The 17,025-nt window shown below is 58.4% G+C and carries 12 protein-coding genes; all 12 read right to left on the bottom strand.

Annotated elements, in window-relative coordinates; translation table 11 throughout:
• Positions 1-64 precede the first annotated feature (64 nt).
• The gene (locus QN219_RS23355) at positions 65-2,602 is read right to left on the bottom strand and encodes a DEAD/DEAH box helicase (RefSeq protein WP_284002479.1); all 2,538 of its coding nucleotides are present in this window, start codon (positions 2,600-2,602) and stop codon (positions 65-67) included.
• Complete coding sequence (locus QN219_RS23350) at positions 2,602-3,603, bottom strand: DUF1837 domain-containing protein (RefSeq protein ID WP_284002478.1); 1,002 nt, start codon at positions 3,601-3,603, stop codon at positions 2,602-2,604. The genes QN219_RS23355 and QN219_RS23350 overlap by 1 nt, the downstream gene beginning before the upstream one ends.
• Positions 3,604-3,972: 369 nt before the next feature.
• Complete coding sequence (locus tag QN219_RS23345) at positions 3,973-6,030, bottom strand: DEAD/DEAH box helicase family protein (RefSeq protein WP_284002477.1); 2,058 nt, start codon at positions 6,028-6,030, stop codon at positions 3,973-3,975.
• Between the two features lie 68 nt (positions 6,031-6,098).
• Positions 6,099-7,424, bottom strand: a complete 1,326-nt coding sequence (locus QN219_RS23340; RefSeq protein ID WP_284002476.1) for a DNA-processing protein DprA — start codon at positions 7,422-7,424, stop codon at positions 6,099-6,101.
• Between the two features lies 1 nt (position 7,425).
• Positions 7,426-9,525, bottom strand: coding sequence for a RecQ family ATP-dependent DNA helicase (locus QN219_RS23335; protein WP_284002474.1), 2,100 nt, complete (start codon positions 9,523-9,525; stop codon positions 7,426-7,428).
• A gap of 394 nt (positions 9,526-9,919) precedes the next feature.
• On the bottom strand, positions 9,920-10,822 hold the full coding sequence (locus QN219_RS23330) for a hypothetical protein (protein WP_284002472.1): 903 nt from the start codon (positions 10,820-10,822) through the stop codon (positions 9,920-9,922).
• A gap of 43 nt (positions 10,823-10,865) precedes the next feature.
• On the bottom strand, positions 10,866-12,341 hold the full coding sequence (locus QN219_RS23325) for an Eco57I restriction-modification methylase domain-containing protein (protein WP_284002470.1): 1,476 nt from the start codon (positions 12,339-12,341) through the stop codon (positions 10,866-10,868).
• 117 nt (positions 12,342-12,458) lie between these two features.
• A complete protein-coding gene (locus tag QN219_RS23320) occupies positions 12,459-12,725 on the bottom strand; it encodes a DUF2274 domain-containing protein (RefSeq protein ID WP_284002468.1) in 267 nt (88 codons plus the stop codon).
• Positions 12,722-13,921, bottom strand: a complete 1,200-nt coding sequence (locus QN219_RS23315; RefSeq protein WP_284002466.1) for a TrbI/VirB10 family protein — start codon at positions 13,919-13,921, stop codon at positions 12,722-12,724. The genes QN219_RS23320 and QN219_RS23315 overlap by 4 nt, the downstream gene beginning before the upstream one ends.
• Positions 13,918-14,958 carry a P-type conjugative transfer protein TrbG gene (trbG, locus tag QN219_RS23310; protein ID WP_284002465.1) on the bottom strand — a complete coding sequence of 347 codons (1,041 nt, stop codon included), beginning with the start codon at positions 14,956-14,958 and terminating at the stop codon, positions 13,918-13,920. Before trbG ends, QN219_RS23315 begins: the two co-directional genes overlap by 4 nt.
• Before the next feature lie 20 nt (positions 14,959-14,978).
• The gene (trbF, locus tag QN219_RS23305) at positions 14,979-15,668 is read right to left on the bottom strand and encodes a conjugal transfer protein TrbF (RefSeq protein ID WP_284002464.1); all 690 of its coding nucleotides are present in this window, start codon (positions 15,666-15,668) and stop codon (positions 14,979-14,981) included.
• Complete coding sequence (trbL, locus tag QN219_RS23300) at positions 15,665-17,017, bottom strand: P-type conjugative transfer protein TrbL (protein ID WP_284002554.1); 1,353 nt, start codon at positions 17,015-17,017, stop codon at positions 15,665-15,667. The genes trbF and trbL overlap by 4 nt, the downstream gene beginning before the upstream one ends.
• Positions 17,018-17,025: the final 8 nt, after the last annotated feature.

The following is a 17,025-nucleotide window of genomic DNA, read 5'->3' as shown; positions in this document are numbered from 1 at the left end:
CGATTCCTGCGATTGGTCGAGCAATCTGTCCCCGTCATGATGGCAGCTTGAATAGCCGAGGAAATTAGCACTCCCGCGCGATCCTATTGGCTTCTTCCAATAGAAGCGGTGAAAGACCATAGACTTCCAAGGGTCTCGTCTTTAGCCAGTTCTTTGCAGCGGCAACGTCCATGTTCTTGTCTACGGCGGCATCGTTGAGAATGGCGGCAGAGGCTCTTGAAAGTCCGACAGCAATCAAGCTGATCATGGTTCTGTCAGACGCGCCAACTTCAAGATATAGTGAAATCGGCGGAACCGAGGTCGCGAGGTCTGGCATTCCAATGTCTTCGAACAACTGCAGCAGGACACCGCAATAACAACTGAGCAGACGGACCGCCTCGAAGCGCACGATCTTCTCGATGGCATCCAGAACATCGCGAATGATCTTGCGAGATTTCGCCTCTGCACCTCCTCTTATTATCTGGCGCTCTATGATGCGAGGGAGCGGCTCACCGCTCATCCAGAAGGTCGCCATTAGCGCTTGAAAGCGGTGGCGCCGGTCAGTTTCGGGAAGTCCGACAAGATGCATGTTGCAGAGCTTCAAAACAGCGGCATAGGAATCATAGGCGCCAGATTCGCGGGGATGGGCGGGGATCAACGCGCGGGCTTTTGCGCGATCACCCGCTGCCATCCTTTCCAGAACTCGATAGAGATCCTGCTGCTTGTGCGGCGAGATACTCGGACTCCGTCTGAGAACGTGCGCCGGTAATGTGATTTCCGTTGCAGCCCCAATCAGTGCTGTCGCAATTTCACCCGTGGCAACCGGATCGATTCCGGCGGTGTGGAACCGATCCATGGTTTTCGACAGATCGCCGCGCTCGAGATCGTCGAACAAGCGAACGAAGATTGTTTCAACGTCGGGATCATCGCGAAGTTGCGGTCCGTCGCGGGTAATGGTCGCTACAAGGTCGGTGCGTCTGTCTGTGACGCCAGTCTCGATTGCCGGAACGATGACACTATCACGCGGCTGATCCAGCGGTTTCACTTTCCACGCTTCATAATCGATTAGGAAAATATTTCCCTGAAATTCGCGCCGCAAGCGGCCAGCTCGCCCTGCTAGGTTCCAGAAGTCGGTTGCTTCAAGCGGGTGTGTGCGCCCCTTTTCTGGTTTGCACATAAAGACGTTGCGAGCAGGAAGATTCACTCCCTGTAGGAGAGTGCTTGTACATACGAGGAAATCCACCACTCCATCGGATACCGCCTTCTCGATCGCCTGTCGTACCTGGGTCGGGATAGTGGAGTAATGGAACGCGATACCATGCCGCACACATTCCGCCAGTACATAGGACCCATGGACGGATTCGGCCGCCAGCTGAGCGAGAGCCTCACGATCAGGCGTGGCCTCCCGCTCTTTCAGCAATTCCGATAGCTGGAGTGCGACGTCTTCCGCCTCTGCTGCGCCATTGGCGTAAACGATGTTTGCAGCGCCCTTTCCTAGCGCCGCGGAGACGTGAACTAGCATTTCCTTACGGCTTGCCAGCGTGTGGCCGATGACGATCTCAGAAACCTGGGTTTCATGGCCCCCCGGCTCTACCGAATGGACGGAAACGAGCCCCCCTCTGGCTGAGACGATCCTCACGGACAAGAAGTTCTGTGCTACAGTCGGTTCACTCGACGGCATTCTCTCGATGTCGTCGAGTCCAAAGGTTCGGCCGAATACCTCCAAATTGCGAATTCCGGGACTAGCAAAAAGCAGTTGCGCGTCCGGGCGGCGACGCAAGAGATCGTCGACGACCCACTGAAGAAGAACGCCACGCGAACCATCTGCGATGCTGTGGGCTTCGTCGGCGATCACAACATCCGCCGAGAAATCCGGATGCGCACCAAGCATTAATTGCATTCGCTCCTGCGTCATTACGCAGATGGAGCGCTTCGAAAGCGCGACGTCTGGCTCGGTGGGCACGGTCAGAATTTCGGGACGTCCCTTCGGATCTTGCGAGAAGATGCTGGCAAGATCTTGCGAAACCTGTGCAATAAGCGCACGTGTGGGTACCAGATAGACCACAGTTCTGTCGGTGTCTCCGTCGTAGAGCCGCACGAGATGGTTCTGGAGAACGAACGATTTGCCTGCTGAGGTCGGCGCGGCGACTGCGACGCGGCGGCCTTTACCAAGCCGATCCCAGAGATCGTACTGAAAGGCAGTGAGGAAAAATGGCTTGTCGCGCAGCATGACGCGCCGGTCGTCTGAGAGAGCCAACTCCTCTGCCACAAGCAGAGGCGGCATATCCGCAAGCGCGCGATCAACGTCGGCGCGCGTCTGAAAGGCAGGGAAGTTGCCGAGGCGTCCGAGTACGACCCGCAACGCCTGCTCCAACGGAAGGATATCGGTGCCCACCAGTTCATATGCCGCCGTCGCCGCGCGGTAGGCGAGCCGACGATGCTCGGGGGTAGCGGAGCAGGCGAGCACTGCTGCGGCCTGCATGATCCGGGCGGCGTCTTCTGGATTTCCAGGCGAATCTGATGGCGTGGAGCCGAGTTCGCGGGAGATCCAGGAGCGCTGGATACGCGCAGCCGCTTCCCGAAAACGTGGATTTGCCCAAACGCGGTCGGCGAGTTCCTGCATCAGCTCCCCCCCATCGGCTTCCAACCAATCTTGTCTTGAAAGAGTTCACGCAACCGCGCGACTGACGGCACCGGCATGAAGAACATCTCGACGGGCTGGTGATTGAGACCCTTGTCTTTGAGCGCCTGCGCGAGATCAACGCTAGCCGACTTGAGTTTCTCCTCGGCCAGCTTTCTAAACACTGCGTCGCAGGTCTCAGGATCGGCGGCTGTCTTCGCGAAGCCATCGAAATCGAATGAGATGAGGCATGTGATCACGTCGTACCTATGGACGTATTCATCAGCATAGGGATCGAGGTAGCAGAGGAGCGCCTCTTTTGCACTCGACGGCAAACCTGAGAGATCCAGGTTGCGGTGGACGAGCGCGATCTCATGCTTGACCTTCTCTTCTGTAAGCGATTCAGCGATCGACTTTGCCGCATCGTTTATCGCTTTTCCCAAATCTTTATGTAGTTTGGATTCACCCCAGTAGATGAACAGGCGTTTCGTCTCCGGGCAGAACCTTACATGGACACCATCGGCGCCATGCACAGGCATCTGACTATTCGTCTTCAAGGACATTTTAGCCAAAATCTGCGGAGCCCCGAGTACCCATTCGGTGAAGAGATAAAGTAGGAGCTCGCCGGCCTCGCCGTTGCGGTTGCACGCAAGCTGAGCGCGCTTGAAAAGATCAAATGCAGATTGTCGAAGCTGCTCCAATCGAACCTTGAACTCTGCAACAGGTATGGAGCCGTACAGGGCATCCACCTGCGCAACTTTGGTCCGCGGGAGGCAGAATGCTACAATGTGGTGAGAAATCGCGTCGACAAGTTCTCCGACCATCGCCTTCCCTTGCCTGAAAGCCGGATAGTGAAGGCGGAGGGTCAGCCCGGCGCAGTCTGTGGTAATCGTATGATCGAGCTGATGAAGCCTCTTGGAAAGAGCGGTGCAATCTGCCGATAGCGCAGCAATAGCATCTACTAGTTCGATGTCTGCTTCGATCGCTACGCCGTCGTCGGTCATTATACGTCCAGTGCAGCAATCAGTTTCGTACTGATCTCGGTTAAAATGCCGTCCTCAAGCGGTTTGGCGCATGTTGCACCGAAGCTCACTGTCTTAAGCTGTAGAAAGATGTGCTTGCCGCCCATACTGCTGTCCGTTTAATTCGGGGGCACCAACCCTAGATCCACATATAGGCGTTTCATCTTTGCCCAAGCGGCGTCGAGCATCGCCTTCGCCGCATCGCGACTGTAGCTGTAGTCGTCGTTTGTAGGACCGGTTTTCACCACTAAACACTTTTCCCCTTTGGGAATTAGATACACGGCATTCCGGCGACATTTTCGTTGGCGTTGCGCCTGCTCCACTCCGACGTGGATCAGGATATCTCGCACTTTAGGCATTGCCGTTTTTTCCTTTCAGCGCATCCCTTACCCTATCGCCGAGCATGTCCAGCGCCGACAATGCGTCTTCGTTGTTTACTGCATCCGGATCGTTCCGCCTCCCCGGTAGTATACCCAAGTGCTCGTTGATCGCCTTGTTGAGAAGAGACGTCACCGCGGCTCGGTTGTCCCGGCCAGCGACGGTCTTGTCGCATTTTCCCACTTCCCTACCGTGCGGAGAAAGACCTAGGTCTTTGAGGATTCGGGCAGCTACGGACCCGGTACGTTGAGACAATCGCTTGCGCGCTTGGACCCTCCGCGCCTGCGGCTGTACGGGGAGCTCGCCTACGTCGATCACAGGCGACGACTCTTGCTGTTTGCGCCGGAGCGTTTCTCTCAGTTGGTCTTTCTTCACCAAGTCTCTAAGGCGCAGGCCACCGCCAACTTCGTGGTCAAGCATCTCGTCTAAAACTCGATCGTCTTCAGGATCGAGAAAGGAGCGGTTGATGAATGAACCGATGATCTCATTATCCACGAGCATGCCAACGTCAAACCGTCTGGGTTCGCCGGCGCCCGTTTCCTCGCCGCTTTGATCTTCTGCTTCAAGCCACTTCTTGACCATTGCCTGGTCGTCGAAGTCCAGCTCACGAAAATCGTCCCAGTGAGCATCGGTGTTCAAACCAACATGAGACACGACGAAGGCATTGTTGTCGGGATGATCGGGTTTTGCTTCATGAACTACCCGCATCACCCGGCCCACAAATTGGATGTAGGGTGACAGACTGGCGAAAGGCCTGAAGATCGCAGCGACACTAAGAGGCGGGTGATCGAAGCCCTCTCCGAGCATCTGCACCTGGACAATACAGTCTAGCTTCCCGGTACGAAGGTTGGTCAGAACAGCGTCTTGTTTGTCCCTATCCATTTCGCCGTAGATCTCGTGCGCGCGAACGCCGCGCTCCTCGTACAGCGAGCGGATCTGGCGGGCATGGTCCACTGAACATCCCACCGCGATTATCTGGTGACGGAACCCGCTCCGTTCTCGCAGCTCCTGCAAATATTTGATGCTAGCGTCAACAATGTGCCGATTGCACTCGGGCGCAAGGGCGACGCCCTTTCGGAACCAAGCCTGCTCGCGCAGTGCCATGACCTCTTCTAGCGAGTGGCGTTTCGTGTCGTCCCGATATGTGAACGACAACTCCGATGGCGCGACATTGCGCGAGTGAATTTGCTTGATGTAGCCCTTCACCATTGCCCTGGTGAAGGGGTAACGATAAATGACTTTCCCGACAGGTCGTGACCCATCGCTTCGGAAAGGTGTCGCGGTCAGGCTGATGACTTTCGCGGCCGGGAAGCGCTCGTAAACCTTCGCCCAGCTCGGGGCGACGTTATGATGTCCCTCATCGATTAGGATCATATCAAAGTAGTTGGGCGGAAATTGCGGAAGCCAGCGGTCGGCAGAGCTTGCCAACTGATGGATGTTTGTCACCACGAAATGGCTGGCATTGCAGTCGTGAAGATTGGCGTCGACTCCATCGAGCACTGCGCGAAACGGACCGGCAGAGAAATCATGAATGGCGCCGGTGCGCCGCCAGAAATTTTTGGGATTGCTGATGTCCAGGGCTTGAGCGACACCAGTTCGGATCGTGAGATTGGGCGTGATTACCAAAGTGCGCCCCTTGGCGACTCCAAACGGTAAAGTCGCCATCACGCCGGTCTTGCCGCAACCAACCGGGATTTGAAGAATCACAGGCTCGTTCGAAACCTGGAAATGGGTCCGCACTGCTCGATGGGCACCTTGCTGCGGCTCACGAATCTGACTGTTCGATTCGATATCAACGGGTAAGCTCTGAAAGATATGTTCTGGTTCCTCGGCGGCTTGCTCCGCCCGCCGGTATTCCAACCGAAATGGCTCGAGGTCTGGCCGACGATAGAAGCGATAACCGCTACCCGGACGCCTCACCGACTTAAGTCGGCCTACGGCATCCCACCGGCGAAGCGTGTCTTTCGAGACGCCGATGTAATCAGCGGCCTCTGCCAAAGAAAGAAAATCCGGCGAATCATTACGAGACATACAGCAACCGTATGCAACCTTATGCACCACGTCAAGATGACCCCAACAGCGGCTTGCTTGACGGAGTTTCAGTCCTTATTGAACAAAGACTCCTGCGGCTCTTGGCTTGTTGCAAATTGGTACCTCAATGGTTTCAGGATCTTTGACGCCTTACCATCCCCTACCGCTCGCTTGAGCCAAGCGCTCACCTGTGACTTCTCCAAGTGAAGGCGTGCAGCTATGTCGTCGGCCGTCATCGGCGCGGCTGATGTAAGGTCAAGCAATCGAGCCAGAAAAAGCTCATAGAAATCAATATCGACCGGGGCCTGTCCCTCGGGAGCCGATGCTCTCGGGATCGATGACGTTTCTGCCACCGGCTTCGCCGGCTGCTGGCTCGTAGCTATAGGACGGGTGTCGCCCCTTTTCTCACTCTCAGCCTCGGGCGCAAGCAAGGGAAGGTCATTGCTCAAAGTGTGCGATGGTCTCGGGTGAGATCCCTCAAGCAAGTTCGAGAACGAAGGAAGGTCTTCCGGAAGCCAGCGCGCCCCTCGCTGCACAAGTTGTCGATTACCGGATTTTCTGTCGTTGCTTTGTTTAACCCAAAGCGGCACCCATCCAGCGCGAAGATCTTCGAGTGCTCCGTTCCACGTCCCCCCCTTATCGGGGGTACTGCTGATGACGACGGCGGCATCGGCGAGGCAGTAAATGTACCGGTTTCGCGACATCGCGTTGCCTACATTGAAACCCGCCTCGGGATTGAAGGGGCTGATCAGGGCCAGATCGCCGGACATTATGTGCTTCCGGTATTTGGATGATGTGGCGGATCGAAGGAGGCTATCGGCAAGAACGCCCAGGGCCGTTCCTTTTCTTTCCAACGCTCCCAGCATTGCACTCTGATCAACACCGCGGGCACCTCCAGAGACGATCGAATGCCCTTGTGCCGCGGCCTCGGCTCCCAATTTATCAGTGTAAGCGAGGTCCTCCTCGTTGGCGTCACGCGATCCTACGACGGCAATGCCACCGGCATTAAGAAGAGCCTTATTTCCGCAACCGAACAGGACAGCGGGCGACTCGGAACGTAGACGTCGCTTAAATCGTTCCGGGTAATCCTGGTCGGACCTTGTCAACACCCATAAGCCTGCGCGTTGCCACTTTTCGAGCGCAAGGCCAAGGGCCGCTCCCCTGCTTAGAAGTGCACGGATACGCGTTACCGGGATTGTACGATCCACCCAGCCAGCAAGCAAAGATTCCACATCGCCCTTCAGCAGGGTAGCGGGCTCCAGCCCGTGATCTTTCAGCCAAATAGCAAATTTCGCCCATTCGCTGTTGGAGAAGGGCCTCCCATCTTGGCTCTCTGATTTCCCAAGCGATACGGTCAGAAGCATCACCGCTTGAGCTTGAGGTGTAAGATGCATGTCAGATTCCTACACTTGAAGTCGTCAACGCAAGGGGCCAAACAGGGCCGCTGCCGGCCCGCTTGAGTAGCGCGGCTGTTACCGTCATTGTCCATGCGGAGTCCACGACATCGTCTACAAGGAGCACAGGGCCGTCGGGCACGTTGCCAACGATTGCAAAAACTCCATCAAGGTTACGGCACTGGTGAAATCTGTTTTGCTGCCCCTTTTGAGGCTCGTTGTCCTTTACCTTGGTTACCACAGGCGCGAACGGGAGACCGAGAAGGTTCGCGAGACGTGCGGCGAAGTCCGGTACCAGCATCGGATGATTTCTGGAGGGCACACAGGTCACCCACATCGGCGATGGATTTGGCTGCCAGCGGTCCCGCAGCATCTCCGCAACCGCATCGACGAGTTCGTCTCGGAAACGGCCGGCGTGCTTATCATCAGCAACCACCTGCCCCCAACCGGCGTCACCCCAGCGGGAGAGGATACGACCCGTTTCGGCTCTGAGTTCTAAGGGCAGGTTTCCTCTAAAGCCATATTCGGCGAAGGCATCCTTTGCCACCTGCTTGTTGCAGTCCAGAGGAATCTCCGAATGACGCAGGAAGCGACCGGCCAAAACCGCCGTCTCCCGCGCAAACGAAGGCTCCACGACCGGTCTACCCAAGCAATTTGCACATTTACCGCACGGCTGTGGATTTACATCATCTAGCGCGCGCGCCAGGAACTCCATTAGGCATCGAGGTTCATGGATGTAGGCTTGAATTTCGCCCCATTCGATCTCGCGCTGCTCAATTAGGCGCTGAATGCGGTCATGATCCATGCGGAATGGGACGGGTGTCCTCTGCCATTTGGAGCCGTCTTTGAGGACGGGGGCTGGATTGTCGACAGAGAGGAATTTGAGCACCTGCTCGATCTGGCCATGGCGCAAGTTCACGGCCTCTTCGAGTTGGGTCGTGGTCAAGCCGTCGCTTTCTTCAAGTACCTCTAGGATCGATTGTACCCACCGTTCGCGTGGGAACGCGCTGCTGCGAAAGTATTCGTGGATGTGATCATCTTCATCGCCCGACATCAGAATGCCGACCGCATGGCCAATGCTGCGTCCCGCACGCCCCACTTGCTGATAGTAGGCAACGATCGATCCGGGTGCCTGATAGTGAACGACGAAACCGAGATCAGGTTTGTCGTACCCCATTCCAAGAGCCGTTGTTGCAATCAGCGCCTTGATCTCGTTTCTGAGAAGCTGGTTTTCAAGGTGCTCACGATAGACGTCAGAGTCTACAAATCCATCGCCTAACACACCACTATAGTAGGGTTTAGCGGGAACCCCGTGTTGGTTGAGCCAGTCGGCAACCTGGTTCGCATCACGCTTGGTTAGCGTATAAATGATGCCAGTGCCGGGAAGTTCATTGATATGCTCTACGAGCCAAGCAAGGCGAGCTGCCTGCGAGGGTAGGTGCAGCGTCTGTAGTGCAATAGTTTGACGCGTAAGCGCCCCACGCTGAATTCCGATATCGCCGAGTTGAGCCCGGACATCCGTAACGACACGATTGTTAGCCGTCGCTGTCGTGCCTAGTATCGGAACGTTATCGGGCATTCTTTGCAATACGTTTACAAGCCGTCGGTAGTCGGGACGAAAATCGTGGCCCCAATCAGATATGCAATGCGCCTCGTCGACAACAAGCAAACCAATCGTTTCCGCAATTGGTAGCAGAAGATTCTGGACGAAATCATCGTTGGCTAAGCGCTCGGGTGAAATCAAAAGCGCATCTGCCTGATTGACTCGAACTGCATCTTGAAGCGCGGGCCAATCGTTCCTGTTCGTAGAATTAATCGTCAAGGCACGGATACCGAGTCGGTTAGCGGCTTCAATTTGGTTGCGCATTAAAGCCAGAAGTGGAGACACGATAAGCGTTGGTCCGCGACCCCGATCCCGGAGAATGCGTGTCGCAATGAAATACACGGAGCTCTTGCCCCAACCCGTTCGCTGCACAACGAGCAAACGCTCCTGCCTATTCACCAACGCGTCGATGGCTTCCCATTGGCCCTCGCGAAACGATGCTTCGGCATCGTCGAGAGCCCTCTGAAGGAGCGAAAGTGCGGCCGAACGGTCAGTCATTATCTGTGCTCCAACTTCCAGCCGACATGCAGTCGGTCGACATAAGTGTGAAATCCGCATCCGGTCGTCCGACGGGGATGCATGCGGCGACCAAAGCTTCCCTGCGCGAGTAGTCGCCGGCTCCTCTCCTCAACATCGTGACTAGGTATTTTTCTGTTTCCACGAATGAAGACTCGACTATATGTTGGGGTCATAATTATGGGTTATCTCTATCCGAGAAAACTATGAAATCGCATTAAAGAAAAACAATCCGTTCTCTTTCCAAGTTATAGCGCATCAAGGATGTGAAACTTCAAGATCTCTTGCCTCCGGCGAGTCTGATCAAGGCCATCATAGGCTCCCCGGTGCCCTTCCCTGACAGAATCCACTAACAGTGTTCTTGTCTCTCGAGGGTTTAGTCGAAACTCTGGGCTGGCGCGATTTCTCCGCTTTCACCATCGATTCGCGGCGCATAGTCCAGATTTGGAACCTGAAAAGCCGGCGACGCCGCATCCCATTCCAGGCGCCGCGTCGTGCGCGAAAGGTCAGGCGCGCTGACGACAAAACGCTCATCGTAGCGGGCGTATAGCGTATCAAAAAAGCCATTGAGCTTGAGCGGGCTATCCGAGAGAGGGAAGCTGTCGAGCAAGTCATTGCGATGATCACCGTGCATCTCAACGAGACCGAATCCAATCGCTTCGTACCGGCTTACATCGTCGCGGATGCCGCGCCGGCCCACCAGCTCGCGCAGCGCATTGTGGAAACGGACGATGCCGGCGACTGGCTCCCCGCCCTCGGTCATGGCGATATCGTTGGCGGCGAGCGTCTTGGCACCTTCGTTTGGCTGCTCGGCATCCGCGGCGGCTTTAGCGGCATCATCCAGCACCGTCTCGACCATCCGGTTAGCGCGCAACAACACGAGATAACCAAGAACGAGCGCCGGATAGGTGATGTGGAGATTGGTGCACTCACCAATCGTCTCTTCCATGCGGTTGGTCAAGTTCCTGAAGGCGCCGGTCACGCCTTTGCATGAGACGGCGAGGACAGGCCCGATACCGTTGCGAGTCACCACGACGTCGACGTTCTTGGTTTTCAGGCCACCAAGGACGGTTCGTTCGCCGCCGCCTCCCAAGGTAGGCTCATATTCGAGCACAGGGGCTTTGCCGGAACGGCGCTGTACTCGAAACGGTGGACGAGGAACGATGTCATCCGGATCGAAGCCACCTTCGATGACCAGCCGACATGCAACGTACCAATGCAGCGGTTTGATATGGCTGGCGCTCTGGGTCTTTCCGGTAAATTCCGCGAATGCCGCCAAGGCGTCTGCCTGATTGGTCCATTGGCAGGTTTTCGCCTCCAGATTACTCGGCATAATGTCTCCAACGCTGAAGCGTGCTTATCGCATCTTCCATCGCTTCGTTGTCCGCGTGCACATTTATCGTTTCAGAAGGAAAGAGAATGCGTGACGCTTCTCGCGGCTCCAGCTTTAGCATACCGCCGCCGAGCGCATGTCCCTCAAGCTCACAACTGAGGCGTACGAACGGGGTTGACCATTGCGGAAGAAGTTTCTTGGCAAGTTTGCGGTCACGGACCCGAACCGAATGGACACTGTTCGTGCAGGTTACCCCAGCAAGGTTTTGCACAAGGTTCGCTGAGCGGCCCGCCATGTAGCTCAGGACAAAATCAGGTACCTGCACGTCGGGAACGGCATACCACGGGGTGCGATTTCGACATTTATAACCGAGGCGCGCCTCGCGGCCGGCGCTGCTGTCCAGATAGCGCTGAACGCTCGACGGCAGCTCCTGGCAGCGCTTCAGTCGAAGCAGGAGAACCTTGTCATCGCTCTTCTTCCAGGCTTCGACCGTCGCTTCTGTAATGTGATTGCTCGGCATCGCGCGACCATTGCGGAGGCTCGGGTGCAAGAGCTCGGATGGAATCTTCAGCCGCTTGGCTTCCGAGGGACGCAGATGGAAAAACTCGTTGTCGCCGCTCACATAGCCTATGCCAATGCTTGCTATATCCCCGAACCGCTTGCTTGCCGGATCGTGGGCGGCCGCTGCGTAGACATGGCGAATACCCTGCGGCAGAAGATAAGGCCGCAGCCGACGCGACCAGGTCGTACGCCATTCTTCGACGTCGACGAAGACGTCGGGCTTCGGACGGTGTTTGGATGGCTTGAACTCCTCACAGACAGTCAGATTTATCTGCGAAGTCGAACCTCCATGACCGTCCGCGTAGAGAAGCCAACAATCCTCCGAAAGGGATGGGAATAGTTTTCGCCGGATGGCGATGATATGCACCTCGGAAAAGGAATTCACGAGGTAATCGAGAAGCGGCGCGGCATAAGGGGCGTGTCCGATTTCCGCCGGCACGACGAATGCCATACGGCCGCCAGGCTTCAGTAGGGCAGCTGTTGCTACGAGAAACGGCGCCCAAGACGAGGTCAAGCCGGAAAAGTGTGCACCCTCCAGCGCGCAAAGCTCCAGCGCGCGACGGCGGACCTCCCCCTTGAAGCTCTGATAGCGGATGAAGGGCGGATTGCCCGCGGCACATTCGAAGCGCTCGCGCGTCTCGGCAGCCCAGGTGAAGAAATCGCCCTTGTGCACCAGGGACCAGGGAGCATTTGCAATGGCATTCTGCGCAGAGAGCGGATTCTGTTCGATGCCGACGGACTTGCGATGGATGGAAATAAATTGGCCGTCGCCGCATGAAGGATCGATAAGGCGATCGGAGGCGCGGCGGACCGCCCAAGCTACAAGAGCCTGCGCGACATCACCCGGCGTGAAATAAGCACCAGATTGCTTCTGGCAGAAAATGGCCGACTCACCCTCTCTCATTGCCTCACCTTGCCGCAGCTTATGCGTTCTTTCAACGGAACACGGCCCCATTTCTGGCGAGAACATACAAAGAACATTTAAGAAGTGCAAACGAAGCCAAGAATTCTAATCGGGTGGTCACTCGTATTTGCTTTTCAAAGAGTTCGCGGACTCAAAACGGCTGGCGTCCTGCCGCTTTGCCCTCGTAAATCCCCTGTCCGTTTCCATAAATCTGACAACCATTGGCACGATAAGCTTCGCCGGCTCAGGCGCAACCATCTCCTGGTTCGCCTTCGCCAGAAGGGTCGAGTAGGCCTGCAAATCTCGAAACACCGCCGCCGGCAGCTCGACCGTGATCTTCACAGGCTTATCATCCGGAATGGCAGATAGTTTCAGCTTGGTCATCTCGGTTCCTTTGCGACTCCGTAAGGCTGCATCAGAAGGTCGCGATTCGCTACAACACGAACCGGAAACCCGGGCCGGATCGTGAGGGTCGGCTGGATATTGAGTTGCCGGCTGACGATCTGCTGGCCGACATTCGAGGCCGTTCCCTGCGCGCTTTCCCGGATCGCCTGGGCGATCTCGCTTTCCTCGTCGTCGCTGCCGATCTGCGTGCCGACGCCAAGCAGGGTGGAAAGTGCAGCTGCCTTGAACAACTGGCCCCAGTGATAATCGACCTCATCTTCAAGGCCGGAGAAGCCTTGCGGATCGGTGCCCTGCAGACGCTCAAGGACGATAGAGGTGCCGTCCGGCATGACGACCCTGTTCCAGACGAGAAGCACGCGTGACTGTCCAAAGGTGACCTGGCTGTCGTACTGGCCGATCAGCCGCGAGCCCTGTGGGATGAGCAGATGGGAGCCGGTCGGGCTGTCATAGACGTTTTCCGTCACCTGGGCGGTGATGGAGCCCGGCAGATCGGACTTGATGCCGGTGATGAGCGCTGCGGCAATCACCGAACCGGCCTGAAGGATATAGGGCGATGCCTTCTCTTCAACCCGATCCGGGCTGACGGTGCGCCGGTCGGCTTCGGCATTGACGAAGGCGAGCTTGCGATCCTGCATGTTCTGCGCCGCGCCAGCATCGAGCGGCGGGACAGCATCCGGCTGCTTGAAGGCTGCATTGGGTTCAGTCGTGCTCTTTCCCGCGTCAAGTGCCTGATTGCTTTCAGTGCGCTCACCGCGGCTGTCGGTGAAGAGCTTGGCGACGCGTGCGGCCTCGATTTCGGCCAGCCGCCGCTGCTCTTCCGGATCGGCGCGTGGCGTCTGGATCGAGGGCACGATGACCGGCTTGCCCTCCTCCTGGGCTTTGAGGATCGGCTTGCCGAGATCGCCGGGAAGCGGGACCCCAAGTTTCGGGATGCCGGTATAATCCTTCGGCAGGTTGGCGAGACCGTCCGCCGGTGTGCGGTTTTCGGTGTTGTAGAGCTCGGAGGGTGCCTCACCCCTCCGTCTGCTGGTGTCGAGCGCGAAGAACAGGGCGGCGGCAATGGCGAGGCCTGACACACCACCGAGACCGATCAGCACCTTGCGGGACAGACGGGTGACACGTGGCGGCTCGGGCCGCAACCGAAACTCCGCTTTGAGATCGGACGGGCCGGTCATCGGCTTCTCTCCGAGGAGAACAGCGCCGTGCGGTTTCCGACGCGGCGGCCGTCGGTGCGAACGATGCGGACGCGGCGCTGGCTGTCCTTGTCGCCGAGGCGCAGTTCGGCGGCGGCGAACAGCCGATCAACGACATAGTAGTTCTGACGGGCGCGGTAGTTCACCAGTTCGGAATTGCCTGAGGCGCCTATAACGAAGAGCGGCGGCATTTCGCCTTGGGTGATGCCGGAGGGGAATTCGATATAGACCTTGGACCCGTCGTCGAAGGCACGTAGCGGCCGCCAGGGCGCGCCGTCGCCTTCGATCCGGTAGCGGAAATTGAGCTTCGAGATGTCGACGCCCGCCGCCACGGCCTGAGTTTCAATGGCGCGGGTGTTCTGGCGGCGAAGCGCGATCAGCTGATCGGCAGGATATTGCCAGGAGACAGAGGCCATGTAGGTCTTTTCCGTCGAGCGCAGTTCGAGATGATAGGTGCGCAGGTTGGTGTTGATGACGAGATTGGTCTGGAGCTCCGATCGGGTGGGCTTGACGAGGATGTGAACCTGCTTTCCTGCGCCGGTGCCGCTTTCGGTATCGCCGATGATCCAGCGCACCGTATCGCCGGCGGCCACAGGACCGGCGCCGACAAGCTCTTCACCCGGCTGCAGCGCGACGTCGGTGACCTGGCCAGGCGCGGCATAGACCTGATAGAGCGCGCCGATGGCGAAGGGGTAGACCTGCACCGCGTTGATGAAGCCGTCCCTCACCGGCTGCATGCGCGCCGCTTCGTTGGCCGCGGCGATCCGCACCTTTGGATCCGACGATTCCTGCTTCTTCTTGCCGTCCTCGATCGGTTTCAACTGGCCGGGCAGCGGAAGCGGCTTCGACACTTCGACGACCTTCACCGGTCCGACCGGATCGGCGATCTTCACGGCGGGCGCCGCGTCGTCGTAGTCGATTTCAGGCGGGATATACTTTTTCGCGCAGCCGGTAAGCGCCGTCGCCGCCAGCAGCGCCGTTGCCAGCACGACGGCCCCGCCCGATCGGATCCTGTTCATGGATATTCCTGTTGCCCCCTTCATTGCGAAAGCTCCTTTGACCAGTTGATGGCGTTGACAAAGACCCCGAGCGGATTGGCGCGCAGCTTGTCGGGCGTGCGCGGCTGTTCGATCACGACGGTGAGGATGGCGGTCCAGCGCTCGGTGGATGAGAGTTGGCCGTTTTCGTAGCGGCGCTCGCTCCAGGCGACACGGAAGCTCTCGGGCGAGGCGCGGATGACCGAGGAAACGTCGACGGCGACCTGCACCTTGCCGACCTTGGTGAAGGGGTCATTGGCGCGGGCATAGTCGTTGAGCGCCACCGCACCACGATCGGTCGTGAACTCGTAGGCGCTGAGCCAGTTCTGGCGAACGATCACAGCGTCGGCGGGGATCGCGCGGACATTTTCGATGAAGCGAGCGAGATGCCAGGCGATCTGCGGATCGGTTGGCCTGTAGTCGGCACTTGCCGGTGCCACCGCCTGGGCCTCGCCGAGCTTGTCGATCTGCACCACCCAAGGAACGACAGTGCCTCGCGTTGATTGCCAGATCAGCGCAGCGGCAAACCCGCCGGCCAATGCCAGCGAGCCGAAGGCCATCAGCCGCCAGTTTCTGGCCTGGACGCGGGCGGAGCCGATCCGCTCATCCCAGGCCTGGGCTGCCTTCTGGTACGGGGTTTCGGGCTCGAGCGTACGGGCATAGCGCACGGAAGCGCGTTTGAAGGGGTTCATCTGCGGTCATCCTGATTGAGGGAAACGGAGAGGGAGCCACCGCCGTGATCGCCGGAACGGACGGAATGGGCGGCGGTGCTGACGCCGTGCTGGAAAGCCTGTCTGCGCTGCATGCGCTCGGCCCATGACGGCGGCGAAGAGGATTGCGCGGCTCCGCTCGCGGACTCGCCGGCGCTGCCAGACGCACCGGCGCCAACATCATTCGCGCCGCCCGTGGCTTTCCAGCCAGCCGCCTGCCCGGCTCCGAAGCTCGACCGCAACCCCTCGCCTGACCGTCCGGCGGCTTCCTTCGCCTTGCTCATCACGAAGCCGGCGCCCGCCTTCGCCACGCCGGCGATTCCCGCCGCGGCGCGCCCAGTGCTGCCCGCGTCCGAGGAGGCACTGGCCAAGCCATAGGCGGTGCTGGCACCGCCGGCGACAGCCGCCCCTCCCCGCATCGCGCCACCGATCGCCCCGGCTGCGGCACCCATGCCGGCGCGGGCGCCGACATAGCCGGCGGCACCGAGGCCCGCAGCAGCAAGCCCCGTTCCGACAGCAGCACCCGCGCCAAGCTGCGGCGCGCCGGAGACAAGGCCGGTGGCAATGCCCGGCCCGAAGATCGACAGACCCATCAGCGCAAGCGCGCCAAGCACCAGCGATAGTGCTTCCGAGATGGTCGGCTGCTCGGAGAAGCCGGCGGTGAACTGGCTGAAGAGGCCAGAACCAATGCCGACGATGACGGCGAGCACCAGGATCTTCACGCCGGAAGCGACGATATTGCCGAGCACCTTTTCAGCGAGGAAGGCGGTCTTGTTGAAGAAGGCGAAGGGGATCAGCACGAAGCCGGCAAGCGTCGTCAGTTTGAACTCGATCAGCGTGATAAAGATCTGGATCGCCAGGATGAAGAAGGCGACGAGCACGATGACCCAGGCGGTCATCAGCACGAAGATCTGCACGAAATTCTCGAAGAAGCTGACATAGCCCATAAGATCGCCTGCTGCCTGCAGGATGGGATTGCCGGCATCGATGCCGACCTGGGCGACACGACCGGGCTGCAGGAGTTCAGTGCTCGACAGCGACGATCCCGCCGCCTTCAGCCCGAGGCCGGAGAAGCTCTCGAAGACGATGCGGGCGAGGCTGTTGAAGTTGCCGACAATGTAGGCGAAGAAGCCGATATAGAGCGTCTTCTTGACGAGACGCTGGATGACATCCTCATCGACGCCCCAGGCCCAGAATAGACCGGCGAGCACGATATCGATCGCGATCAGCGTCGATGAGAGAAACGCGACCTCGCTGCCGAGCAGGCCGAAGCCGGAATCGATATAGGAGGTGAAGGTCTCCAGGAAGCGATCGATGATGCCGGTGTTCATGGCTTCAC

The organism is Sinorhizobium sp. 8-89, from assembly GCF_030124325.1.
Lineage (GTDB): Bacteria > Pseudomonadota > Alphaproteobacteria > Rhizobiales > Rhizobiaceae > Sinorhizobium.
The sequence above is the reverse complement of the archived record's forward strand: the minus strand, read 5'-3'. Positions and strand labels throughout refer to the sequence as shown.

Coding starts and splice junctions, on each gene's coding strand:
- QN219_RS23345 (WP_284002477.1), bottom strand. CDS start 6,030: ATGTCTCGTAATGATTCGCCGGATTTTCTTTCTTTGGCAGAGGCCGCT.
- trbL (WP_284002554.1), bottom strand. CDS start 17,017: ATGAACACCGGCATCATCGATCGCTTCCTGGAGACCTTCACCTCCTAT.
- QN219_RS23335 (WP_284002474.1), bottom strand. CDS start 9,525: ATGACTGACCGTTCGGCCGCACTTTCGCTCCTTCAGAGGGCTCTCGAC.
- QN219_RS23355 (WP_284002479.1), bottom strand. CDS start 2,602: ATGCAGGAACTCGCCGACCGCGTTTGGGCAAATCCACGTTTTCGGGAA.
- QN219_RS23315 (WP_284002466.1), bottom strand. CDS start 13,921: ATGACCGGCCCGTCCGATCTCAAAGCGGAGTTTCGGTTGCGGCCCGAG.
- QN219_RS23325 (WP_284002470.1), bottom strand. CDS start 12,341: ATGAGAGAGGGTGAGTCGGCCATTTTCTGCCAGAAGCAATCTGGTGCT.
- QN219_RS23350 (WP_284002478.1), bottom strand. CDS start 3,603: ATGACCGACGACGGCGTAGCGATCGAAGCAGACATCGAACTAGTAGAT.
- trbG (WP_284002465.1), bottom strand. CDS start 14,958: ATGAACAGGATCCGATCGGGCGGGGCCGTCGTGCTGGCAACGGCGCTG.
- QN219_RS23320 (WP_284002468.1), bottom strand. CDS start 12,725: ATGACCAAGCTGAAACTATCTGCCATTCCGGATGATAAGCCTGTGAAG.
- trbF (WP_284002464.1), bottom strand. CDS start 15,668: ATGAACCCCTTCAAACGCGCTTCCGTGCGCTATGCCCGTACGCTCGAG.
- QN219_RS23340 (WP_284002476.1), bottom strand. CDS start 7,424: ATGCATCTTACACCTCAAGCTCAAGCGGTGATGCTTCTGACCGTATCG.